The organism is Pseudoalteromonas sp. BMB (assembly GCF_001709235.1).
Lineage (GTDB): Bacteria > Pseudomonadota > Gammaproteobacteria > Enterobacterales > Alteromonadaceae > Pseudoalteromonas > Pseudoalteromonas maricaloris.
Genome location: NZ_MBQA01000067.1, coordinates 1 through 24289, shown reverse-complemented (window position 1 = coordinate 24289; position 24289 = coordinate 1). Strand labels below are relative to the sequence as shown.

At 43.3% G+C, this 24289-nt stretch carries 21 protein-coding genes; 17 read left to right on the top strand and 4 right to left on the bottom strand.

Translation table 11 applies throughout. The annotated features are described in order from the left end of the window. Positions 1–186: 186 nt before the first annotated feature. From BB427_RS24850 to rmuC, 4 genes are all read left to right on the top strand, one after another. Positions 187–408, top strand: coding sequence for a hypothetical protein (locus BB427_RS24850; RefSeq protein ID WP_083229838.1), 222 nt, complete (start codon positions 187–189; stop codon positions 406–408). 18 nt (positions 409–426) lie between these two features. Continuing rightward, on the top strand, positions 427–630 hold the full coding sequence (locus BB427_RS05170) for a hypothetical protein (protein ID WP_010376203.1): 204 nt from the start codon (positions 427–429) through the stop codon (positions 628–630). A gap of 5 nt (positions 631–635) precedes the next feature. Next, positions 636–1322 carry a response regulator gene (locus BB427_RS05165; protein WP_069019166.1) on the top strand — a complete coding sequence of 229 codons (687 nt, stop codon included), beginning with the start codon at positions 636–638 and terminating at the stop codon, positions 1320–1322. Between the two features lie 62 nt (positions 1323–1384). Further along, complete coding sequence (gene rmuC / locus BB427_RS05160; protein WP_069019165.1) at positions 1385–2866, top strand: DNA recombination protein RmuC; 1482 nt, start codon at positions 1385–1387, stop codon at positions 2864–2866. A 73-nt stretch (positions 2867–2939) separates the two neighbouring features. On the opposite strand, the gene BB427_RS05155 is transcribed toward rmuC, so the two are convergent. After that, positions 2940–3425: a hypothetical protein gene (locus tag BB427_RS05155; RefSeq protein ID WP_039495343.1), complete on the bottom strand. Its 486-nt coding sequence runs from the start codon at positions 3423–3425 to the stop codon at positions 2940–2942. 358 nt (positions 3426–3783) lie between these two features. Between BB427_RS05155 and BB427_RS05150 the strand changes: the two genes are divergently transcribed. Next, entirely contained in the window at positions 3784–6327 is a 2544-nt protein-coding gene (locus BB427_RS05150; RefSeq protein ID WP_069019164.1) for a TonB-dependent receptor plug domain-containing protein, read from the top strand. An 88-nt stretch (positions 6328–6415) separates the two neighbouring features. Here the strand turns inward: BB427_RS05150 and BB427_RS05145 are convergent, their stop codons facing one another. Together BB427_RS05145 and BB427_RS05140 are read right to left on the bottom strand one after the other, a co-directional pair. After that, positions 6416–8464, bottom strand: coding sequence for an ATP-binding protein (locus BB427_RS05145; protein ID WP_069019163.1), 2049 nt, complete (start codon positions 8462–8464; stop codon positions 6416–6418). Positions 8465–8951: 487 nt separating this feature from the next. Further along, positions 8952–10556, bottom strand: a complete 1605-nt coding sequence (locus BB427_RS05140; RefSeq protein ID WP_069019162.1) for an isocitrate lyase — start codon at positions 10554–10556, stop codon at positions 8952–8954. Positions 10557–10803: 247 nt separating this feature from the next. On the opposite strand from BB427_RS05140, the gene BB427_RS05135 reads away from it, so the two are divergent. Continuing rightward, the gene (locus tag BB427_RS05135) at positions 10804–12981 is read left to right on the top strand and encodes a malate synthase G (protein WP_069019161.1); all 2178 of its coding nucleotides are present in this window, start codon (positions 10804–10806) and stop codon (positions 12979–12981) included. Between the two features lie 369 nt (positions 12982–13350). Here BB427_RS05135 and BB427_RS05130 read toward each other — a convergent pair whose 3' ends face one another. Then, positions 13351–13866, bottom strand: coding sequence for a cysteine hydrolase family protein (locus BB427_RS05130; protein ID WP_069019685.1), 516 nt, complete (start codon positions 13864–13866; stop codon positions 13351–13353). Positions 13867–13969: 103 nt separating this feature from the next. On the opposite strand from BB427_RS05130, the gene BB427_RS05125 reads away from it, so the two are divergent. The 11 genes from BB427_RS05125 to BB427_RS05075 all read left to right on the top strand — a co-directional run bounded on the left by BB427_RS05125 (position 13970) and on the right by BB427_RS05075 (position 24163). Beyond that, positions 13970–14881 (top strand): GlxA family transcriptional regulator, encoded by a 912-nt coding sequence (locus BB427_RS05125; protein ID WP_069019160.1) that lies wholly within the window; start codon positions 13970–13972, stop codon positions 14879–14881. 304 nt (positions 14882–15185) lie between these two features. Continuing rightward, positions 15186–15686: a hypothetical protein gene (locus BB427_RS05120; protein WP_069019159.1), complete on the top strand. Its 501-nt coding sequence runs from the start codon at positions 15186–15188 to the stop codon at positions 15684–15686. After that, positions 15679–15891 carry a helix-turn-helix transcriptional regulator gene (locus BB427_RS05115; protein ID WP_045988593.1) on the top strand — a complete coding sequence of 71 codons (213 nt, stop codon included), beginning with the start codon at positions 15679–15681 and terminating at the stop codon, positions 15889–15891. The genes BB427_RS05120 and BB427_RS05115 overlap by 8 nt, the downstream gene beginning before the upstream one ends. A 214-nt stretch (positions 15892–16105) precedes the next feature. Next, positions 16106–16957 carry a substrate-binding periplasmic protein gene (locus BB427_RS05110; protein ID WP_069019158.1) on the top strand — a complete coding sequence of 284 codons (852 nt, stop codon included), beginning with the start codon at positions 16106–16108 and terminating at the stop codon, positions 16955–16957. Between the two features lie 299 nt (positions 16958–17256). Next, positions 17257–17847 carry a transcriptional regulator BetI gene (betI, locus tag BB427_RS05105; RefSeq protein ID WP_069019157.1) on the top strand — a complete coding sequence of 197 codons (591 nt, stop codon included), beginning with the start codon at positions 17257–17259 and terminating at the stop codon, positions 17845–17847. Position 17848: 1 nt separating this feature from the next. Continuing rightward, positions 17849–19312: a betaine-aldehyde dehydrogenase gene (gene betB / locus BB427_RS05100; RefSeq protein WP_069019156.1), complete on the top strand. Its 1464-nt coding sequence runs from the start codon at positions 17849–17851 to the stop codon at positions 19310–19312. 9 nt (positions 19313–19321) lie between these two features. Then, positions 19322–20989, top strand: coding sequence for a choline dehydrogenase (gene betA / locus BB427_RS05095; protein ID WP_175401243.1), 1668 nt, complete (start codon positions 19322–19324; stop codon positions 20987–20989). A 151-nt stretch (positions 20990–21140) separates the two neighbouring features. After that, the gene (locus tag BB427_RS05090; protein WP_069019154.1) at positions 21141–22358 is read left to right on the top strand and encodes a choline transporter; all 1218 of its coding nucleotides are present in this window, start codon (positions 21141–21143) and stop codon (positions 22356–22358) included. 12 nt (positions 22359–22370) lie between these two features. Beyond that, positions 22371–23072 carry a TorF family putative porin gene (locus BB427_RS05085; protein WP_069019153.1) on the top strand — a complete coding sequence of 234 codons (702 nt, stop codon included), beginning with the start codon at positions 22371–22373 and terminating at the stop codon, positions 23070–23072. A gap of 101 nt (positions 23073–23173) precedes the next feature. Further along, positions 23174–23557: a VOC family protein gene (locus BB427_RS05080; RefSeq protein WP_069019152.1), complete on the top strand. Its 384-nt coding sequence runs from the start codon at positions 23174–23176 to the stop codon at positions 23555–23557. Between the two features lie 297 nt (positions 23558–23854). Then, entirely contained in the window at positions 23855–24163 is a 309-nt protein-coding gene (locus tag BB427_RS05075) for a cupin domain-containing protein (RefSeq protein ID WP_039495367.1), read from the top strand. The last annotated feature ends 126 nt before the right edge of the window (positions 24164–24289 follow it).

Below are 24289 nucleotides of genomic sequence, written 5' to 3'. Positions count from 1 at the left end.
TGGCTTTTCTTTTTTCTGGCTCTAGGGCCTGTTTATCTTTCAAGTTTGTTTTTGCAGCAGTTTGACTGGCATTTATACAAGGCAGAGCCTGCGTAGCATAGTCATTCTATGTAAGTCTGGCGATAAAGACTTTGTGCTCCTGCAAAGTCACCTTACCCCACATCCTTGTGGGGCAACACAGAGAAAATGACAATCAAGCGCTGCCCTTTGGGTTCACCTGAGTGCGCTTTGTTCATTGTTGCTCAACTTTTGCCTAGATTACTAGGCGGCAAGTCGAGCGTCGCTACCAAAACACACTCAGAAGAACAAAAATCAAACAGCAAAGGTCAACAGGCCCTAAAACATCTTTCACTCCATTTTTATTCCATAATCTCGCGCTTTAATAGCTACAACGGAGAAACGCCATAGACTAATTAGGATAACGTTATGCTTTGCTACGATGCGACAATTTCACACTTAAACTTTATTGAGACACAATCAGAATCAGACTATGATCTACTTAATGAAGTGGCGAGTTCAGAAGATTTGTCTAGTATACTAACCATGTTACTGTTCGATGACACGCTTTCAGACAAGTTAAAGCGTCAAGTTAGACAACAATTGAAAAAGTTAAAAGCAAAGAGTAAATAAATCCTATGTTTACCCCATCAAGAATTTTGCTCGTCGAAGACGACCAAGATATTGCAGAGCAGGTGCTGTTGTTTTTTAGAGCATCCGGTTTTGAAATGTTTCATATTGCAGACGGTGCAGAAGTTGTACCTTGGGTAAAGTTAAACCAACCTGATGCAATCTTGATGGATATCATGTTGCCGAACCAAGATGGCGTAGAGTGTATGCGTCAAATTCGAGCGTTTTCTGAAGTACCTATTGTGATGCTGACTGCCAAAGTGGCAGAAGCAGACCGTTTAAAGGGCTTAGAAGTCGGCGCAGATGATTATGTATGTAAACCTTTTAGCGCCGCTGAATTAGTGATGCGCATGAAAGCGATCTTACGTCGTTGTGTAAATACCAATGCGTATCAAAAGCCTATCGAAGTAAATCGCGAAGAATTAACGGTTAAACTGAATGGCAGTACATTAGGCTTAACCAAAGTTGAGTTTGACGTCTTTGCGCTTTTATATGACGCACCAAACCGCGTCTTTTCAAGACAGCAAATTCTTGATTATATTCAACCGGATAACTTTGATATTTCGGATCGCGTAATCGACAGCCACATTAAAAATATCAGAAAGAAAATCAAAGGATTAGATTTATCTCCGAAAATTGTAGAGTCGGTATATGGCGCCGGGTATCGCTACAATGGTCAACAGATCACTGAATGACTAAGTGATTGAAATTTATATCTAAGGTATTATCAAAGTAGAAGAACCGATGAGATCTCAATATGCTTTGGTCAATGCTCTCCAATACGCCTGCATGGTTTAGTCTTGCGCTATTTGCAGGCGGTGCGGCTACCCTGCTCCCCGTTGTTTGGGTCATACGCAGCACTTTCAAAAATCAACTCAATACTCAACTCGCCTTCGAGCAAGCACTTAGGTCGCAACTAAGCCAAGCCGAGCAACTCGCTGAGCAATTAAGAGCGCAGCAACTACAAAGTCATGGCCAACAGCAGCAATTGCAAGCAAGATTAGCTGAGCGTCAACGGCAAGCTGCTGAATATCAGCAGCTGTGGCAGCGAGAGCTCGATGCCAAGGAAGAAATTCAAGTGCATGCTCATGAGTTAGAAGTTGAAATGGCCAATCTACAAACCTTGCTGGAGCAAAAGCAACTAAGCTTTGAGCAACAGCTTGCGCAGCTTGAACAAGCGAAAGTCCAGCTTAAAGAAGAGTTTCACAATCTCGCGAATCAAATATTTGATGAGAAAAGCGAGCGCTTTAGTCACCAAAGTAAAGAAAAAATCCAGCAGTTGTTGCAGCCAGTACAAGGTGAGTTAAAGGGCTTTAGAGATAAAATGGAAGCCATTCATAGTGAAGAGCTTAAGCAACGGGCGTCATTGAAAACTGAACTGCTGCACTTACAAGCCAACAATAAAGCCATGACTGAGCAAGCAGATCGTTTGACCACTGCGTTACAGGGGCAAAAGAAAGCACAAGGTAATTGGGGTGAACTCATGCTTGAAAATGTGCTTGATAGCGCTGGGCTACGTCCGGGTTACGACTATCAGCGAGAAGTCAACTTTAATACCGACGAAGGCAAGCTTCGCCCTGACGTCGTGGTTTACTTACCGCAATCCCGTCATCTGGTAATTGACGCTAAAACCTCATTGAATGCCTATACAAGATATATTAATGCCACAACCGATAGTGAAGCGAATCAAGCCATTGTGGCACACACCGAAGCCATCACTGCACGGATCAAAGAGTTAGGTAGTAAATCTTATGAGCGCTTACCAGGTCTTAACTCCCCAGAGGTGGTCATCATGTTTATCCCTGTGGAATCTGCATTTGTTGAGGCGGTTAAGCATAAGCCAACGCTTTATCAGGACGCTTTACAAAATAATGTATTAGTGGCAACGCCAACAACGCTTTTAACCAGTCTTAATATCGTTAAACAGTTATGGCGTTTTGAAGAGCAAAGCAAGCACACCAGAGAGCTGGCGCTTCGAGCTGAGAAGTTTTATAACAAGCTCAATAGCTTCCTACATAGTATGGAAGGGGTGGGTAAACAGCTTGATAAAGCAAAAGAGAGCTACGAGCGAGCGTTTTCTCAGTTATATATGGGTAAAGGCAACTTAATTAAGCAAGCTTCTGAATTTAAAGAACTAGGCGTTGCCGTAGTCAAGGAGCTACCCGAAGAACTCGAAGAAAAAGCTAAACTTGAGCTCGAGCCGGTAAGTCAGCTTGGCAACCACGATAGCTCGAAATAACCCTTGAAATCCAAAAACAAAAAAGGCCCATTGGGCCTTTGAACGAAAGATAAAAGAATTTAACTTGAAATGATTAAGGTGCCTTGCACTTGGCATAGTCACTGTGGCGTGGCGTATCCGAATACAAGTGCATATAAAGCGCAAATTGGCTGACATCACGCCAAACATTGCTACTGGCCGGTGGGCATAGTGACTGCTCGATATAACCCTTAAGTGCCTGTCCCGTTAATGCAAGTTTAGTCGGGATACGGATAAACACATTGATGTCATCTTTACTGGTTTTTAAATGTGAGAATTGCCAGCTACCAACCATATACTGTTTGGTAAAGTAGCGGTTGATACGCATTTGGGATTCTTTACTAAGCTGCTGAGTGGGTGCCTCAGGCGTTTCGGTAACAAATGCCCATGCACTTACCAGTGAAATAATAGTGGCTAGTACAAAAGTCCAAATCACAGCAGGTGATAGTTTATTTTTTGGCTTTATTTGAAGTTGCTGCTGGCTCGCTCTAGATTCAACAATTTTTAACCACTCAGCATGTTTTAGCGTCCGTTGTGTCATTGGTACTCTCCGTTTCTGCATACTGGTATTTAAGCGCTTCAATGTGGAGTAAAGATGGAGTGGGCAAACATCAGACCAGTGCCCTTATGAGGTATAAGGTAGATCAAAAAATTCTTTATTATTGATAAAAGAATAATTCTAAAATCCGCGTCTTTTCTTATGATAGTGACCTAATTTTAGGCTGGTATTGAATTAGTAAGTACCAACATTTTGGTCATAAGTCGAATGGGTATCGTACCGCATTTTGTGTTATTTACTTGGGTACCTTATTCAGTCTTGATTTATCTTCATATTGACTAAATTAAGTAGTAATCGGTCTTTTACAGACTCTGCGTTCAACATATTCACGGGACAAACTATGCAATTTATTAATAACAAGCTGGAAAACGCTGTTCGCAAGCCAATCTCGTTGGCTGTCGGTGCCGCGCTTCTTTCAACTATTTCAATTCATGCGCAAGCAGAAAGTAACAACACTGAAGCCAAAGAAAGTGTTGAAGTCATCGAAATCACTGGTACGCGAAGAAGTCTTCGTAGTGTCGCCGAGAGCACGGTGCCGGTAGATGTGATTTCTTTAGAAGATATGCAAAGTACCGGTCAGCTGGAGCTAAGCCAAGTACTAACAACTCTAGTGCCTAGTTTTAACTTCCCAAATTCAACGCTGGCGGATGGCACGGATCACGCCCGTCCGGCAGTGCTTAGAGGTTTAGCACCGGATCACACCTTAGTGCTGGTAAATGGTAAACGTCGTCATGCCGGCGCATTATTGAATTTAAATGGTACCGTTGGTCGTGGTTCAACGGCGGTTGATTTAAATACCATTCCAGCTGCCGCGATTAAGCGTATAGAAGTACTGCGTGATGGCGCTGCTGCTCAATACGGCTCAGATGCCATTGCTGGCGTTATTAATATTGTGCTTAAAGATGCGGAAGAAGGCGGCAGTATTAGTGTGACCTATGGTGAGCACGATACACAGATGGCGGGTGTCCCTGACTTATTACAAACCCGTGCAAACGCTGCGGGCGATTTAGACTTTGTATTAGGAGATGACCGCAAGCGTAATGATGGTGGTACTACAACAATTGGTGCCAACATTGGTTTTGCTTTAGGCAATGATGGTTTTATTAACCTATCTGCCGAATATAGAGATAAAAAACCAACTAATCGTTCAGGCTTCGATCCAAGAGAGCAATATGCTCGTGATGAAAATGGTCAACTTGACTCAAGAGAGTTTTCATTTGATCGCTACAACCACCGTTTTGGTAAAGCCGAAGTGGAAGACTTTGCACTATTTTACAATGCGGGTTACAACCTAGATGCGGAAACCGAGCTTTATTCATTTGGTAGCTACTCGACACGTGAAGGTAACTCCGGTGGTTTCTATCGTCGCGCAAATGACAGCCGCAACTTAACTGCGGTTTACCCAGATGGTTTCTTGCCTCAAATCGTCAGCGATGTAGATGATTACTCTTTTGCGGTTGGTGTAAAAGGCACTCAAGGTGAGTGGGATTACGATATCAGTACAAACTATGGTGTGAATGACTTCGCTTTGGGTGTCGTAAATAGTTTGAATACTTCGATGGGGGTAACAAGCCCGACTGAGTTTAATAACGGCGCTTTAGTTTATTCACAGTGGCTTGTGAATGCTGATGCTAAAACGGCATTGGATTTGGGCTTACCGGATGACGTATTTTTCACGATTGGTGCAGAATATCGCCGCGAAACCTATGAAATTGAAGTCGGTGAAGAAGCGTCTTACCTCACCGTGCTTGATGCAGAAGGCAATCCCGTTGCAGCTGGTGGTGCGCAGGTGCTCGCTGGTTTCTCACCAGCAAGTGCTGTCGATGAATCTCGTCATAACATCGCTTTATTCGCAGAGTTTGATACCTACTTAACGCAGGACTGGAATGTCGTCTTGGCGGGTCGCTTTGAAGATTATAGTGATTTTGGCAGCACTTTCACCAGTAAATTGGCATCGCGCTATGTAGTGTCGGATAACTTTTCACTACGTGGTGCAGTAAGCACAGGTTTTAGAGCGCCTTCATTGGCTCAAACGTCCTATAAATCAATTGCTACGGTATTTGAAAATGGCGTACCGAGTGAAGTTGGCCACTTCCCTGTTGATACGCCAGCTGCAAAAGCGCTGGGTGCTCGAGAGCTTGAACCGGAAGAGTCGGTCAATTTGACGGCGGGCTTTGTCTACACACTAGACGCGTTCTCATTTACTGTGGATGCCTATCGCATTGACATCGACGATCGCATCGTCCTTTCTGAGAACTTGGGTGGTCCTGAGGTCATTAATATTTTGCAGCAAGCGGGTGAGCTCAATACGCAAAGTGTAAGGTACTTCACTAATGCTATTGACTCGCGTACTCAAGGTGTGGATATCGTGGCAACGTACAGTTTTGATCTTGCCGACTACGGTAATCTGCGTTTAAGTGCCGCGGTAAACATCAATGACACTGAAGTGACGCATGTAAAAGCAAACCCTGCTGAGCTTGAAGCCCTTGGTGACAGCTATGAGTACTTTGCTCGTCGTGAAATTGCACGATTTGAAGATGGGACACCAAAAGACAAATGGAACCTAGCTGCAATTTGGCAATTTGGCGATTGGCAGACGACATTACGTGCCACACGCTATGGTGAAACGGTAGATTCTTCGAGCGCAGTAGAGGGCGATGAAGTATTAGATGCTAAATGGATCACTGATTTAGAAGTGGCTTATAACCTAGGTGACAACTGGAAGTTTGCTGTAGGCGCTAACAATCTATTTGATCAATATCCACAAGATACTGTTAGTAATATTGGTTATACAACGTTTAACCAGATCTTTCCTTACTCTGCGTTCTCGGCATATAACACCGATGGTCGTTTTGTGTATGGCAACATCAGCTACCGATTCTAAGCTTGCTTAGAAAGACGAAAGGCCAAGCATCTGCTTGGCCTTTCGTACATTACTTACTTAATATCAACTTACATTTTATGCGGGTACTTTATGCTGGTACATCTATCGCATGAGGTAAGTTTATCTGAATACACAAACCGCCATACTTCCCGGACTTCACTGTGATTTTTCCATTCATCGCTTCAATTAAGCTCTTACAAATCGATAAACCAAGACCTGAGCCTCCTGTTGCACGACTTCTCGATGCCTCGACACGGTACAAGCGTTCAAACAGTTTGTTTTGCTCGGCCTCCGATACGCCTGGTGAGCTATCATCTACTTGTAGGAATTGTCCTTGTTTATTGACCACGGCTTTAAACCTTACCTTGCCGGGTTTATCTGTATATAAACATGCATTCTTAGCAAGATTATCGATAACCCTATCCAGCTTTGGTTTATCAATGTAAATACTCATATCATCGACGTGAATGTCGGCGATAAATTGCAGCTGATTACTAGTTACTAATCTTTCAATATCGTACACATAGCTTTGGATAACCGTTTTTGCGCCATGCTGTTGGGGATGTATCACAAGCGCGTCATGATCAGCTTGAGACAATTGATATACGTTCGAGATCAATTCATTTAGCTGATTTATCTTGTTGTTGATCTTGGCATATGCAAGTGTGCTGTCATCAATAAGATTGTGTTCCATCGCTTCGATATGGAGTTTTAATACACTAAGTGGTGTACGTAACTCGTGGGAAATATCGGCCAGCATTTTATCTTTATGTTCAATATTCAATTGATACATTTTTGCTTTTAGCGCCGCATTTCTATGTTTGACGACAAAAAATCCGACTAGAAATAATCCAGCTAAAAAGGTCGAGATTGCAGTGATCACCCACATTTGTGTGGATAGCTTGGCATTTTGTAAGTTAACCTCGGTTATGGCTTGTGCAGAACGTGCTTGCTCCAGTTGTTGAGATTGAATAAGCGCGTCAATACTGGCTTTATAGGTACTTACTTGTTTTTCTAGTAATGTTTCATGAAGTTGAGTCTGTAGCTCTGAAGTCGACTTCATAAACTGATAGGCTTGGGCGTATTCATGATGTGCAGCAAGCGTTATTGCTTTAAGGCGATGATATTTTTCGAGCAGTAGCTCTGCCGTTTCAACTTCGGTTAGGGCGTCCAGCTTGGTGAGTAGTGTTTTTGCTTTGTTTAATTCTTTGCGTTTTAGCCTAACTTCTAACTCCGTCAGGTAGGCGTAAAATTGTTGCAGCGTTGAACTGGTTTGAGTGGCATATTCAATGCCTGCAAGTGCATCCGACAGGGCATTGTCTAAGTCTGCCTTGGCTATATGGATCAATGCGGAGTTACGATATGCCCTAGCGAGTGAAACCCTTGCATTGAGTTCTTTTAGAAATTCAATGGCCTCTTTTGTTTGCGCTAATGCTTCGTCCGTTTTACCGTTCTTAAACTTCAGCTCTCCCAAGCGAAGGGCCGTGCCTGCGACGTTGCGTAATTCTTTTGAAGCTTTATCCGCAACGAGAGCTTGTTGAAAGAAATACTCTGCATTTTCCTCATCCCCCATACGCACAGAAATATCACCGAGATTATAAAAGTTAGCCCCTTGCTTTTCGTACTGATCAGTTCCTTTTAGTAATTCATAGGCTTTTAAATGATATTGCATAGATTGCGCAAGCAAATTTCTGTGGTCGGCAACAACACCTAGATTATTATAGGTTTGCGCCACTAAACTTGACTTGTTCATCGCTTCGGCTGAAGCGAGCGCTTTTAAGTAAAAAGACTCGGCCTGTTCAAGCTGGCTTAAGTTACGATAGTTAATGCCTATCTCTCTGTATAAATCATACTTGCGCGCTTCGGTAAGGAAAAACTGCTTTTCGATATAGCTAAGGGTAGATATTGATTTCTCATATAAGTCTTGCTTTCGATAAATCATGGCCTGCAAATAAATCGCTTGATATCGCGTTTCTTCTTCTTCACTGACGCTGGCCGTTTCAATTTTAACTAAGGCTTCGGTGTATTTGCCTGCCTTTTCTAAATCTTCTATTTCCTTGATAACTGTATTCCCGGCCTGGCAATGTATCGCTGTAAGCAGTGCTACTGCTTTTATTAAGTTCTTAATAGGGGTCATGAATCAACTTCAACGTACTATAATCAGTTTTATAGTTTTACATGGAAAAGTGGGGTAAATATGGAAAGTGTAAAGGGGGTTTACAGCATAATGAAGAGCTTATAAATCTGAGGTTAGTCATATTTTGATTTTTAGTCAAAATAAACTCAGAACAAAATTTTACTAAGTAAGTTAGTAAAAATGTGACCTGTCGCTGGTTTAGTTAGTAAAATTTTGGTTTGTGAAAGTGAAAAAAGTCACAAATGCGCTCTTTTTTGTCTGGATCTTAGATCTTTACTGTAAAGATCGGGATCGTTAGATGTTGAGTTAATAAAATTCTGATCTCAAATAGGTATATGTTAGTAAAAATATGATCTGAATAACTGACGTTGGTAAATACGTGATCTCAGTTACCAGTAGCTAGTAAAAATCTGATCCACATAGATAAAAGGGCCTGACGGCCCTTGCTGATTAAGGAACTATATAAGTCGTTATCTAAATCCAGTGTTTAGAACTGGTTCATGGTGTTGGCTTCACCGCCAGCTTTGAGTGCGTTCTCACCAGAGAAATACTCTTTGTGCGTGTCACCGATATTAGAGCCCGCCAAGTCTTGGTGTTTAACTGATGCTTGCTCGCGACGGATTTCTTGTCGTTGCACATCGCGTACATAGGTAAGCATACCCGCGTCACCAAAATAGCCTTCAGCCAGAATATCAGTGCTGAGCGCTGCTGTATGGTAAGTTGGCAGTGTAATAAGGTGATGGAAAATTCCCGCTTCTCTTGCCGAGTCACGCTGGAAGTTTTGCACCAGTAGATCGGCTTCGGTTGCCAACTCGGTTGCGTCTAACTCTGGCGCCATCAATACTTTTGCATCCGCGCTTGGATTTGGGTATGCCGATAAGTCTTTACCTTGCTCTTGCCATTGTTGGTATACCTGTTCACGGAATTTTAATGTCCAGTTGAACGATGGCGAGTTGTTGTACACAAGCTTAGCGTTAGGCACCTGTTCGCGAACTCGGTTAACTAGCTCGGCAATTTGCTCGATATTTGGCTTTTCGGTTTCAATCCACAATAGATCTGCGCCTGATTGAAGACTGGTTACACAGTCTAGTACCACACGATCTTTTTCCGTGCCTGCTCTGAACTGGTATAGACCGTTGTCTAAGCGAACTGGCTTTTGCAGTTCGCCACCCAATTTAATTGCCATCTCACCTTCTTGTAAGTCAGCGGCCGAGGTAACTGGCGTGGTGTCTAAATAGCTGGTGTATTGGCTCGCAAGGTCGCCCTGCGCTTTTGATACTGGCACTTTTTGCGTCAAACTTGCACCCAATGAGTCAGTGCGTGCGACGATAACGCCATCTTCAACACCAAGCTCAAGGAAAGCATATCGTACAGCGTTAATCTTAGCTAAAAAGTCCTCATGGGGAACCGTTACTTTACCTGCTTGGTGGCCACACTGCTTTGCGTCCGATACTTGGTTTTCGATTTGAATTGCACAAGCACCCGCTTCAATCATTTGTTTAGCTAATAGGTAGGTTGCTTCTTCATTACCAAAACCGGCATCAATATCAGCAATGATAGGCACTACATGAGTTTCGAAGTTGTCGATTTTGTTAAGGATTTCAGTTGTGTCTTGGCCTTTTGCTCTTGCTGCATCAAGATCTTTGTAAAGATGATCTAGCTCTCTTGCGTCGGCTTGCTTGAGGAAGGTGTAGATCTCTTCAATCAAAGCAGGAACCGCAGTTTTTTCATGCATACTTTGGTCAGGTAGTGGACCAAACTCTGAGCGCAGTGCAGCAACCATCCAGCCACTTAGGTATACGTAAGAGCGTTTTGTGGTTTTATTGTGACGCTTTACTGCCATCATCATTTGTTGCGCGGTAAAACCGTGCCAACAACCAAGCGATTGCGTGTATTGGCTGCTATCTGCGTCGTACGCTGCCATGTCTTCACGCATCACTTTTGCCGTGTATTTTGCAATGTCCAAACCGGTTTTAAAACGGTTTTGTAGGTGCATACGGCTGGCATACTCAGGACTGATAGACTGCCAAGTTTTTCCTTGGCTTTGGCATAGACTAGAGAAATGATCTAACTGAGTTTGATACTGAGACATAATTAGCTTCCTTTGAACGGGTACTATAAATCAAATTAAATTCTGGTTGTTTGTTACACGAAACCAACCGGTGTGAGAGTGGTTGGCTGCGGGCTTAATTAAACACTAGGCCGATAAATTAGATTTTTTAAATTTATAGTTATTATTGCGAGTATATTTTTTGTGAATGGGAAAAGGGGTTCGTTTTTCCAAAAATTGTTTTATGTTTGACCTATCCCGTTCAAAAAATGTTAATCAAGGACTCTCCATGAGCAAGTATGTCACTCATTCAGGCTTCCAAATTGCGACTCCACTGGCGCAGTTTGTTGAGCAATCTTTACTTCCCGGCACGGGGATCGCGGTCAATCAATTTTGGCAAGGCGTAGTGGATATTTTTTCGGAACTTGGGAAGCAAAACCAAGCGTTACTCAACAAACGCGATACCCTGCAACAGCAAATTGACGATTACCACCTCTCTCATCCTGATTGGCAATCTGCAGAATATCGGACATTTCTTGAATCTATCGGTTATTTGCAGCCTGAGCCTGAAGATTTTGCCATCGAAACCGAACATGTAGAGCCTGAAATTGCGAGCGCAGCCGGTCCTCAGTTAGTGGTGCCTGTCAGTAACGCAAGGTTTGCGCTCAATGCGGCGAATGCGCGCTGGGGCTCTTTGTATGATGCGCTCTATGGAACGGATGTTCTTGGCGAAGAGGATGGTGCTGAGCGTACTCAAGCCTATAATCCGAACCGTGGGTTTAAAGTAATGGCTTATGCTAGGCAATTTCTCGATAAAGCACTGCCGTTGGCTGAAGGTTCTCACATAGAAAGTACGAACTACGCGATTCTAGACGGCAATTTGGTGATTACACTCAACGACAGCACCCAAGTTGCACTGCAAAAGCCTGATCAGCTAGTGGGTTATCAGGGGGAGGCACAAAATCCAAGCGCGGTATTGCTGCGTCATCATGATCTGCATATTGAGATCCAAATTGATCCACACCATCCGATAGGACAGGCAGACAAAGCCGGGATCAAAGATGTCGTCCTTGAGGCTGCACTTACGACAATCATGGATTGTGAAGACTCAGTTGCGGCGGTGGATGCACAAGACAAAGTATTGGTATACCAAAATTGGTTAGGCTTGATGAAAGGGAGCTTGAGTGAGACCTTCGAAAAGTCAGGTCAATCGCTGACTCGGACGCTAAATGCCGACCGAAGTTACGTAGATACACAAGGCCAGCGTATGACACTAAAAGGTCGCTCTATGATGTTCGTGCGCAATGTTGGCCACCTAATGACAACGCCAGCGATACTGGATGCAGAAGGAAACGAGCAGTTCGAAGGGATTTTAGATGCCATCATGACAAGCACGGCTGCGCTGCATGATTTACAAGGTAATAGTCCGTTTAAAAACTCGACGGCAGCAAGTATCAATATCGTGAAGCCAAAGATGCACGGGCCTGAAGAAGTCGCTTTCACTGATACCCTATTTAGCCGAGTTGAAGCGCTGCTCTCGCTACCCAAAAATACCATTAAAATGGGGATTATGGATGAAGAACGCCGTACTTCGGTAAACTTAAAAGCGTGTATTGCTGCCGCTAAGCAGCGTGTAGTATTTATCAATACTGGCTTTTTGGATAGAACAGGCGATGAAATTCATACCTCAATGCTGGCGGGCCCTGTATTGCCCAAAGTGGCAATTAAAGGACAGTCTTGGATAGCGGCCTATGAAGATCAAAACGTGGATATTGGCCTTAAAACCGGTTTTAGGAAAAAGGCACAAATAGGCAAAGGAATGTGGCCAATGCCAGATAAAATGGCGCTGATGATGGAGCAAAAGCAAGGCCATCCGGAGTCTGGTGCTAATACTGCGTGGGTGCCCTCTCCTACCGCAGCAACGCTCCATGCAATGCACTATCACTATGTGGATGTGTTTGCACGCCAACTTGAGATAAAAACACGTCAGCAAGCATCGCTCGATAACTTACTCACGCCCCCGTTGATGTTAGAAAACGATTTGTCTGCGGAGGATATTCAAGCCGAATTAGACAATAATGCGCAGGGCATTTTGGGCTACGTGGTGCGCTGGATAGACCAAGGCGTAGGCTGCTCAAAAGTGCCTGATATCAATCACGTTGGATTAATGGAAGACAGAGCAACGCTTAGGATTTCAAGCCAGCATATCGCCAATTGGTTATATCATGGCATTTGTAGCGAAGAACAAGTAGAAAAAACCTTTAGACGCATGGCCGCTGTTGTAGATGGTCAAAACGAAGGTGACAGCCTCTACCAACCAATGCTCAATGACCATAAACCGCTTAGTGAAAACCTCGCCTATAAAGCGGCGTTATCTTTGGTATTTGAAGGCCGAGTACAACCCAATGGTTACACCGAGCCGCTACTTCACGCCTATCGACAAGCCTATAAGCAGCAGGCTAATTAGCACCTTTTCATTTCGATGTCACTCAAATCAAGGCTGGTCAATCCAGCCTTTTTGGTTTTTCTGCTTGTGTCGAGGTAAACCTCGACCCACGTTGGATTTGTAGGTCGTGATTTATCACGACGAGCTTTTTTGTTTTGGGTTGTTTAGGTGCTTGTCGAAATATGTGTTGAGATAGGTGTCGAGGTAAACCTCGACCTACGTTGGGTTTGTAGGTTGTGATTTATCACGACGAGCTTCTTCATCGTAGATTGTTTAGGTGCTTGTCGAGATATTTGTTGAGATTTTTGTCGAGGTAAACCTCGACCTCCGTTGGGTTTGTAGGTCGTGATTTATCACGACGAGCTTCTATTTATATCTCGCAGTTATAGGCTACATTTGCGATGCAGTGATTAACGGTACTCGTGTTGAAACACCGTTGAGTGCAATTTTGTGGATCATTTCATCTATGGTAGTGCAGCAATCACTGAGAATGTAGACATTGTACTGCTCCGCCGATTTCGATAGCGCGGTATGGGTTACACAGTTTTGTGTCATCATGCCGCAGATATATAAAGTGTCGATACCTTTAGATTGGAGCAAATCGTTTAAGGAGGTTTGCTCAAAGCTGTCGGCATAGGACTTTACGATATGGTGGCCATTTTCTTGCGCTTGGCGTAGGCCATTATGAAGCTCTACACCGCTTGTTTCGGCATTGAAAAATGGTGCTTTTCCTTGCTCTGGATTAGCTATGTGCTGGACATAAATGACTTCCATATTTTGCTCTGCTGCTTTTTTGATAGCTGTATTGATGTTTGCTAGTGTATTTTCGCTATTCCATAGCGGGAAAAGTCCTCCAGAAAAGTAGTCATTTTGAATATCGATAACCAATAGTGCACTGTTGTTCATTTCTTTTACCTCGTTAGTTAATTTGCAGAGGTATTGTGCTGGAGTTGTAACTTTGACTGGAGTGTCTAAAATGACATTTTTGAGTTCAAATTCGACAACGTAGATGAAACCAATCAAAGTGGCGATTTGTCACTATCCTTATGCGATGAAGTCGGCTGTGTATGGTCTAGAAGAGTTGTTTTTTCTAGCAGATAGAATTTGTATCGAAGAGTCACAGGATACCCGCTTTATAACAAATGTTGTCACCTTTAGTGGTGCTGTAAAGGGGGATTACAATATTGTGTTATTGCCGCCGAGTGTTAATTCTGATTACTACCTTAAACCTGAGCCTCAATTACTTGCTTGGTTAACCGAGCAGCACCAACGAGGCGCAGTTATTGCCTCTGCCTGTGCGGGGGCTTTTATACTTGCGGCCTCGGGGCTAAGTCATCAGCGCTTACTTACCACGCATTGGGGGTTAACTGAGGCATTTAAACGGCACTTCCCTAACCAGCCTATTGATACGCGAAAAATTTTAATCGATCACAATGATATTATGTCGGCTGGCGGCATGATGTCATGGCTTGATCTTGGATTAGAGCTAGTCAAAAAATATAGCGGTCACATAGTCATGCGCAAGTTAGGCAAAACGCTAGTCGTAGATACGGCTCAGCGGGAGCAGAGCTACTATCATCAATTTCAGCCAAACTTTCAACATGGTGACGATGCTGTGCTGCGCGCTCAGCAGTACATTAACACCCATTATGGTCACAATATTTCAATTACAGAACTGGCTGATATCGCTCTACTTACGCAAAGAACCTTACAGCGACGTTTTGCTAAGGTGCTCGGACTCAATCCAAATCAATATCTGCAGCGGTTTCGGGTGCAGAAAATGTGTGATTTATTAGAAAGCACGAGTAAGCCATTTGATTGGATTGCGCACCAGGTCGGATACGAGGATACGACAGCCTGCCGTAAGGTGTTTAATAAGTGTATGGGCTTAACACCAAGCGAGTTTCGAAAACGTTTCTAGTTAACCTGACCCGGGATAACAACTTGTTCTCTAGCAGCTGTTATCCCTTACTACTGAGTTAAATTTGCTTGCAATAGGCCAGCTATTGACGCACAAATTTGCCTTGTATTAAGAAATAACTTCTGGCTAGAGTGATATTACACTTTTGAGCTTAGTGAATTTAGGTGGATTAACTTACTTCTTATCCCGAGTTCAGGTTGGTTATTTAAACTTGACTTAAAGTAAAAAATATTTGACTTGTGGTTGAGCAAAGTTTACGCTTTTAATGTAAAAAATACTTAACCTTGAGTAAAGTGAGGGTAACATGGAAAGCAACAATAAGATTAAAGCGTTTTTAGACTCGTTGAGTTTCCGTGACTTAACGATTGCGATAGAGTTTTTGGTAACAGGTTATATCTTGTATTTTTATTTAGGCGAAATAACAGCGGCTACAGAGCAGTTACGTCAAGATCCGAGTTGGGTATCAGGATTGTTGCTCAAGGTGATTGTTATTTCTATCGTGACATCTATTGCAGGTCAGCTGCTACTGAGCTTTGTTAGCGATAAAGATATGGATAAGCCGTTAGATGAGCGTGAAAAATTGGTTGCGCTATCTGGATGCAAACCTGCCTACTGGGTGCTTCAGGTTGGTGTGTGTATCTCTATTTTCCAGTATTCTGCTGAAGCGCAAAATTGGTCGCAAGCGCTTCCTTTTGAACTACCATTTACACCACTTCATATTTTAGTGATTGCATTTTTGCTGGCTGAATTGGTCGGTTATGGAACTCAGCTCGTCAAAGCTCGTTTGGGAGCTGTGTATGGCTGATTTACCAATAAAAAACAAAATCAGAATGCTACGTTTTATGAGTGGTGAAATGACACAAAAAGAGCTTGCTGAGCGAGTGGGGGTTACGAGACAAACGATTATGGCGATCGAGGCTGCAAAATACTCACCTTCGCTCGAAGTAGCATTTAAGATAGCGCATGTATTTAATGTCTCTATTGAAGAAGTATTCGAATATCAGCCGTAAAGTGCCAAAACAAGCGTGATGTAAAGGGGGTTTACGTCACGCTTTTTTGTTTCTGTGAGCACCGATACGTTTTTTGATTTAAATAGTTTAATAATTAGGCATTGTAATCTAGGCTTTAGGTAAATATATTGTTACTAATAAAGATAGTGCCTATGCAATGAACAGAGTCGTCATGTTATAAGGCCGATTGTCATAGACTTGCTCACGAGGTGTCATGGTTAAGCAGTACATATCAGTGAATAACTTGATTGGCACGATTATTTTGGTGTGGGGCTTGGTAATTCCCCCTGCCAGTGCAAGCGAATGCAGTAAAACGGTGAATATCGGCGTTGTTGCCGATTGGCCGCCATTAACTGTCTTTGATGAGCTTGGACCTTGGGGCCTAGACGTAGACATTGCCGAAATGGTGTTCCAGCATGTTGCCGTGTGTACCTCCTATATTCGCCTCCCTTCCAGCGCTCGCACTTTTGAAGAAATGTCAAAAGGAGTGATAGATGTTGCGGTAATGGTTAGCTACACTAAAGATAGAGAAGCATACGGAGATTTCTCTCTGCCCTACCGTTTTGAACGTATGCGATTATTCTCGTTATCACCTCCCACAGCGCTTGCTGATCTCGCTTCATTACTAAAGCAATCGAAAACCATAGGGTTGAGCATCGGATCTTACTATGGAGAGGAGCTTGGTAAGCTTAAACAAGATCCCCGCTATAAAGATCAATTTGTGAGTATTGCCAGTGCGCAGCGGCGGGTTGAAATGTTAATGAAAGCGCGTGTTGATTTTATTGTGGATGATATGATCACGGGGAACTATTTTATCAAAGAGCGAGGACTTGACGCTGCACAGGCTTGGCCTTATGTGGTACATGATAACCAAGTACATTTTTTGCTGCGTAAAAATGTTTTTAGTGCGAGGCTGAAAAGTAAAATTGATGAGGCGATCTTAGCGCTTAAGCCTAAGATTGAATTGTTAGTGGCGAGTTATCAGTCAAACGCGTCTTTTGGGGTTTCAACTGTCTCAAATAGATTTCCTAGTTACCAATCGTTACCGCTTTCAAATCTTAACTAGCAAGGATGTTTAGTCTTACTCAGTTCCATCATTTGATTCGGTTTTGGTTGTTTTCCAGCCAAACCAAACTTAATCAAATTGTCACATCAAAACGGTAAATTATCGCAAATACCTGCAAAATATCAGATTTTTTAAAATTTTTTAAGATTTTTTGTAATCCTTTAAAACCCCTTAGCTATCATGGGATTAACCTAGGTACAAACGTCAAAAATTTGGCTTTTTACAAAAAGTCAACCTTGAAGTCTCATCTTTATCACCCTAAGATTTATTTTAATTGAACGGTCAATTAATAAAAAGCTATGCCAAAAGTCGGAATGGAACCTGTTCGTCGTCAGCAGCTAATTGACGCCACTTTAGAGTCAGTTGCCGAGTTAGGATTACAAGCAACCACGATTAATAGTATCAGTAAAAGAGCCGGTCTCTCATCAGGGATCATCAGTCACTATTTTGGTGGTAAACAAGGCTTGATTGAAGCAACCGTGCGCTATCTATTAAACAACTTGAAATACAGTTTGTTGGACAAAACCTACGGTGGTTGTAGTGCCGAGCAGCGACTCATGTATATCGTAGAAGCTAACTTTGCCATGGTGCAGCAGCAGTCAAATACGACGCGCACTTGGTTGAGTTTCTGGGCGCAGTCCATGCACGATGACGAGCTACACCGACTACAGCGTGTTAACAGTCGCCGTCTGCAGAGTAACCTAGCGACTTCGTTTGCTGCTTTTATGCCGCGAGCACAGGCAAAAGAAGCGGCTGAGCTTGCCGCCGGTATGATTGACGGACTCTGGTTAAGAGCTGTGCTAAGCAAAGCTGACCATCATGCGTTTCATCACAGTGAAACGCTCGCAAAACGCTACATTCAATCACTTATTAAGCAGTTTGGAGGATAATGTGACAGTCCCTGTATATCAAAATTTTATTCATGGCCAGTTCTTGGCAAACCACTCAGGCGAAAAGTTTGCAGTAAAAAATCCAGCAACGGATGAAGTGATCTATGAGGTAGAGGTTGCTGACAGTCATGTTCAGCAAGCTGCGATTGAAAGTGCTAAAGCGGGCTTTGCATTATGGTCAGCGATGGCGCCAATTGAGCGTAGTCGTGTTTTACATAAAGCGGTATCTCTGTTGCGCGAGCGCAATGATGAGCTTGCTAAGATTGAAGTGTTAGATACAGGTAAACCTTGGCAAGAGGCTGAATGTGTAGACATTCAAACTGGCGCTGATGTGATTGAATATTTTGCAGGGTTGGCTCCCGCTCAAGTTGGCACTCAGCAGCCAGTGGGAGGGGACTTTTTCTATACCCGTAAAGAGCCCTTGGGGATTTGTGCAGGCATTGGCGCGTGGAATTATCCACTGCAAATTGCGTGTTGGAAATCAGGCCCTGCACTTGCTGCTGGTAACGCCCTCATTTTCAAGCCATCGGAAGAAACACCTCTAGGCGCGATTAAGCTGGCCGAAATCTTTATTGAAGCCGGTGTCCCAGCGGGCGTATTCAATGTGGTGCAAGGTGCCGCTGAGGTGGGCCAATGGCTTACTACCAGCCCTGATATTGAAAAAGTATCGTTCACCGGTGAAGTGGGTACTGGCAAAAAAGTAATGCAAAGTGCGGCAAGCAATTTAAAAGAAGTGACGATGGAGCTAGGCGGCAAATCACCGCTTATCGTTTTTGAAGATGCTGATATCTCTCAAGCGATAAGTGCCGCGATGTTGGGCAACTTCTACACCCAAGGTGAAGTGTGTACCAACTGCACACGCGTATTTGTACAGCGTAAGGTTTACGACGCCTTTTTGGCTGAGTTAAAGCAGCGTACCGAACAAAATATCATCGCGGGCGATCCGCTCGATCCAAACGTGAATCTTGGCGCCCTAATCTCAAAGCAGCATCACACACTGGTGATGGATTACATTGCAAAAGGCAAAGCTGAAGGCGCAACCGTACTGACCGGTGGTGAGGCACTTAGTCCTGAAACTGCGCCAAACGGCTATTTTGTCGCACCGACCGTATTTATCAACTGTCATGATGATATGACCATAGTGAAAGAAGAGATCTTTGGTCCGGTGATGTCGGTATTGGTATTTGATGACGAGGAGGAAGTCATTCAACGTGCAAACAACACCCACTTAGGTTTGGCTGCAGGTGTATTTAGTAAAGATATTCAACGTGCTCACCGTGTCATCCACCAGCTAGAAGCTGGTATTTGTTGGATCAATAGTTATGGCAACTCACCCGCCGAAATGCCCGTTGGAGGCTATAAGCAGTCGGGCATTGGTCGCGAAAATGGCATCGAGACGCTAGATCAATATACTCAGACTAAGTCCGTGTATGTTGGTATGAGCGATATTGAAAGTCCATTTTAATCGAGGAGTATGATGACTGATTTTGATTATATTATTGTAGGTGCAGGTTCTGCAGGCTGTGTGCTTGCAAACCGCCTATCGGAAAATCCAGCGCACAAAGTACTAATACTCGAAACTGGCGGTAGTGATAAGAGTATTTTTATTCAGATGCCAACCGCGCTATCTATTCCAATGAATACCGATAAATATGCTTGGCAGTTCCATACTGAGCCCGAGCCGCACTTAGACAATCGCGTTATGCATTGTCCTCGCGGCAAGGTACTTGGTGGTTCATCGTCAATCAATGGCATGGTGTACGTTCGAGGTCATGCTAAAGACTTTGACGAGTGGCAAGACAGTGGTGCACAAGGTTGGGATTATCAGTCTTGTTTGCCTTACTTCAAGCGCGCTGAATCTTGGTATTTAGGTGGCGACGAGTACCGTGGTGAGCAAGGTCCGCTTGGCACCAATAATGGTAATGAAATGGCAAACCCGCTCTATCGTGCGTTTATTAGCGCTGGTGAGCAAGCGGGTTATGCGTTTACTAAAGACTATAACGGTGAGCAGCAAGAAGGCTTTGGGCCGATGCATATGACCGTAAAAGGTGGTAAACGTTGCTCGTCTAGCCGAGCCTATTTAGACCCCATTAAACATCGCAGTAACCTCACCATAGTCACGGGTGCTTTGGTACAAAAAGTACTGTTAGATGGCAAAACCGCTACAGGCGTTGAATACAGTGTGAAAGGAAACCTGAAAAAAGCGAATGCAGCGAAGGAAGTGATCCTAAGTGCAGGTTCAATTGGTTCACCACATTTATTACAGTTATCTGGCATTGGTGATACAGAGGCTTTAACCGCAGCGGGTGTTGAAGTAAAACACCATTTACCTGGGGTTGGCAAAAACCTTCAAGATCACTTGGAGTTTTATTTCCAATACAAGTGTAAGCAGCCTATCACCTTAAACGGCAAGCTGGGGTTAATTTCTAAAGGTTTGATCGGTGCAAGATGGTTGCTTGATAAATCAGGTCTTGGCGCGACCAATCACTTTGAATCTTGTGCCTTTATTCGTTCGGAAGCAGGCGTTGAGTGGCCAGATCTTCAGTACCACTTTTTACCTGCGGCCATTCGCTACGATGGTAAAAGTGCCTTTGATGGTCATGGGTTCCAAGTTCATGTCGGCCACAATAAACCAAAGAGCCGTGGTGAAGTAACGATTAAGTCAGCAGATCCAACGGTGGCGCCTAAAATACAGTTTAATTACCTAGCTGAACAAGAAGACATCGAAGGGTTTAGAGCTTGTGTCAGGTTGACTCGTGAAATCATCGAGCAGAGTGCGTTTGATGATTTTCGGGAGAGCGAGATCCAACCTGGTGAGCAAGTGCAAACCGATGAAGAAATTGATGCCTTTGTGCGTCAAGCGGTAGAAAGTGCTTATCACCCTTCTTGTTCATGCAAAATGGGTGAGGATGAAATGGCGGTTGTAGACTCGCAAACCCGTGTGCACGGTGTAAAGGGGCTACGCGTTGTGGATTCATCTATTTTCCCGACCATTCCAAACGGCAACCTCAATGCGCCGACTATTATGGTCGCGGAAAAAGCAGCGGATATGATTTTAGGCAATTCACCACTTGCCGCTGAGGGAGCAAACGTTGCTATGACACAAAACTGGCAACAGGTTCAACGTAGTTCGGAGATCTAGTTTCGCCACTCGTATGGGAAAGTTCGTGCCCCATATGAGACCTGCAGTGGCATGCAGTGCAAATCGTTTGCACTGCATTAATGCGGGAATAATGTAAATAAAAACAACGGAGAAAAAATGAGTTACTTCTATCAATTTTGGGAGGGTGACAATGACAGTATGGCTTAGTGCAGGCATCATTTTCACCCTATTGGCAATTGCCTTTATTTTATTGAAGTGGGGGAATTTACAGTGCGTTGGTGTTACACCGGTTAAAACGTTCACTTTTATTGCAATCTTATTTACTTCTGGCCTAGATGTTGGCCTGATCATGTTTCCGCTTACGGAGTTTGCGGGTTACGCAGACATAAAAGCAAGCCCAGAGTATGCATTTACTAATCCGCTGGCCATAGAGTTTGGCTTTTGGGGATTTTTAATCTGGGGGTTCTACTTTCTTACGTGCTTTTATTTCTGCGTAATAGAGCCCAAAGTGAAATTCTTTGAAATTCCTTGGGTTAAATTCATTAATAACCTAGTTATTATCGGTACTTGTGCGTTTACCGCATTCTTATTGTTGTCTAATCTACCTTGGTATTTACCAAGCTTAGGTGACGGTGAATCGGTTATTCCTAGTTTCTATTTGATAGTGTTTGCGGCGATTGCTTTTGCGGTTTATTCAAGCACCAGCCTGAAGTACGTCCGCTTTTTAAGCATTACGACGACTTGGGTCTTTATCGGTTTAATTGCCTTTATGTGGGCGTCAGCGTTTGTCTTTGGTGACAGTGCAATGTCGAGTTATACCAACAACTTGGCGCTGATCGGTGGCTATTTTACTAATTTAGATCAGTTTGTGCTGCCACTGAATGACTATCACGAGTTTTATCTGTTTTGGTGGTTTGCGTGGAGCATCATGATAGGGCAATTCACATCGCGTTTTGTCGGTGGTTTGAAAACCTATCAAGTGCTAGCGGCGATGCTGGTTTTCCCGTCTATTCCAATCGCAGCGTGGTTTAGTGTGCTTTATCACTACCATGAGGCTGGGATCCCAACTGCGGGTATTAAAAACTTTGCAATGGTCTTTGTTGGCGTGGTGTTTGTAATTAATTCACTCGACTCTTTGATCCGCCTATATACAGACAACCTAAACCTCACGGTTAGCCGTTTGGGAAAAAGAAACTATATTTTATTTAATATCGTGGCGTTATCACTGCTTACGCTGTTATTTAAACTAAACTTTTTACAGATCCAATGGGTTGGTGCGTTAGTCATAGGCTTGTTCTTCTCATGTTTTGGTTACATTGCATATAGCAAATACAAAACCGTGAGCAAGATTGATAGCTCGCCAAAAGACAACCTTATCGACTTTAGCAAAATTGAATCAGTAAACTAGGGATACAACTACATGACAACTTTAAAGAAAACACTTTGTGCATTCCCACTTGTACTCGCGTCTAACTATGCGGTGGCAGACTGGTCTGCAACGCTTACTGGTGCATCTGACTATACCTTTAACGGTGTGAGTCAAACGCAAAATGACCCAGCTCTACAAGGTAGCATCGATAAAGCCTTTGCTAATGGCGTGTATGCTGGGAGCTGGGCGTCTAACGTCGATTTTGGTGATGACACGGATCTAGAGTGGGACTTTTACGTTGGTCGCTTTATCGAGCTGAACCAAAGCTGGAGCCTTGACTATGGTATTGCTTACTATTCTTATCATGGTGGTGACAACTCAAGCGATGGTAACTACCCAGAGATCTATACTAAGTTTGGTTACGCGAGTGAGTTTGGCCAAACTGAGTTTAATTTTTGGTACAGCTGGGACTATTTCGGAACCGAAGCGGGTCACACTATTGCGATGGTAGCACATACTTTTGAAATTGCAGAAGGTCATGCACTACGAGCAAGCTTTGATATCTCCAATTCATTGGATGGCGATAAATATACGTGGGATGGTAACGATAAATCTTACAATCACTATCGCCTTGCTTATCAAACGGCATTTAAAGGGTTTGATATTGAAGTGGCGGCTGAAAATACGAGCTTAGATTGGGATACGGCTGATGAACGTATCGTACTTTCTGTGTCGAGAACATTTGATTTATAACTCGTATTAAGATGTGATGATTGTAATACCAGCCTAACCTAGGCTGGTATTTTTTTGCCTACAAGGCACAATGATTCAGTATTGTTATAAGGATGATGATTATGAATCTTAACCAAGTTACCCTGCCCGTTGATGATATGGATGCAGCTTGTCAATTCTATCGAACGCTAGGCTTTACTCAAATTGTTGATACACCTCACTATGCTCGATTTGAATGCCCTGAAGGTAATGCAACCTTCTCCTTGTCGTTAGAAGCGCCTCCCATTAATAATGGTGCGGTTATTTACTTCGAGCATGAACAGTTAGATGAGTGGGTCACAGAGCTTGAGGCCCGGGGTATCGTATTTGAGCAACTGCCTACAGAGCAGCGCTATCTGTGGCGAGAAGCCATACTGTTTGACCCTGCAGGGAACAAGATCAAATTATACTGGGCTGGTGAAAATCGACTGGATCCTCCTTGGCGTGTGGAACTTAAAGGATTTTAGTAAATTCATTCTTGTTTATTTAATGTTAAAATTTGTTTTACAAACATTGTTAAATTGTGTAACTTTAATGGTGACTGTACAACTGGGTAAGAAGTCCGAGTGGAGTCGCTTAAGTTAGGGGATTTTTCACCAATCGCCTGATGGATTGTTTTGAAAGATTGAGAACGACGTATTGAACATTTCTACAGATCAAGTTGTACCATTCTCCCAATTTGCCGTTACCAGATAAACGGATGTGCTGTTGCGGCAAATTATTTCTCTATCCTTGACTAATTGCTAGGCCCAAGTTTCAAACTTATGAACTTTCTAAAAGATATTCCAGCTGATGTAACCGAAGAAATTTTTGAAACGGTGCTGTCTCATCCAAATATTCGTATTGAACGGATAGTATCAAACGGTCATACCTCTCCAAGCTCTGGATATTACGACCAAGACGAAAACGAATGGGTACTGGTATTAAAGGGCTGTGGTGAGTTGACTTTTGATGATGGTAAAATAGTAACCTTAAAGGCGGGTGATAGTCTTAATATTCCCGCACATCAAAAGCATAAAGTAAGTTATACAGACACTTCTGAGCCAACTATATGGCTCGCAATTTTTTATTAACTAACCTGAGGTTTGGATAAGTAATGTTCCAACTCATTGTTGCTAAAGTACAACTTAGTTTTTTCCTTGTCTAGCCAGAGAGTTTTAGGGAAAACACCGCTTCCGTCTCGCTAAGGTACCTATATC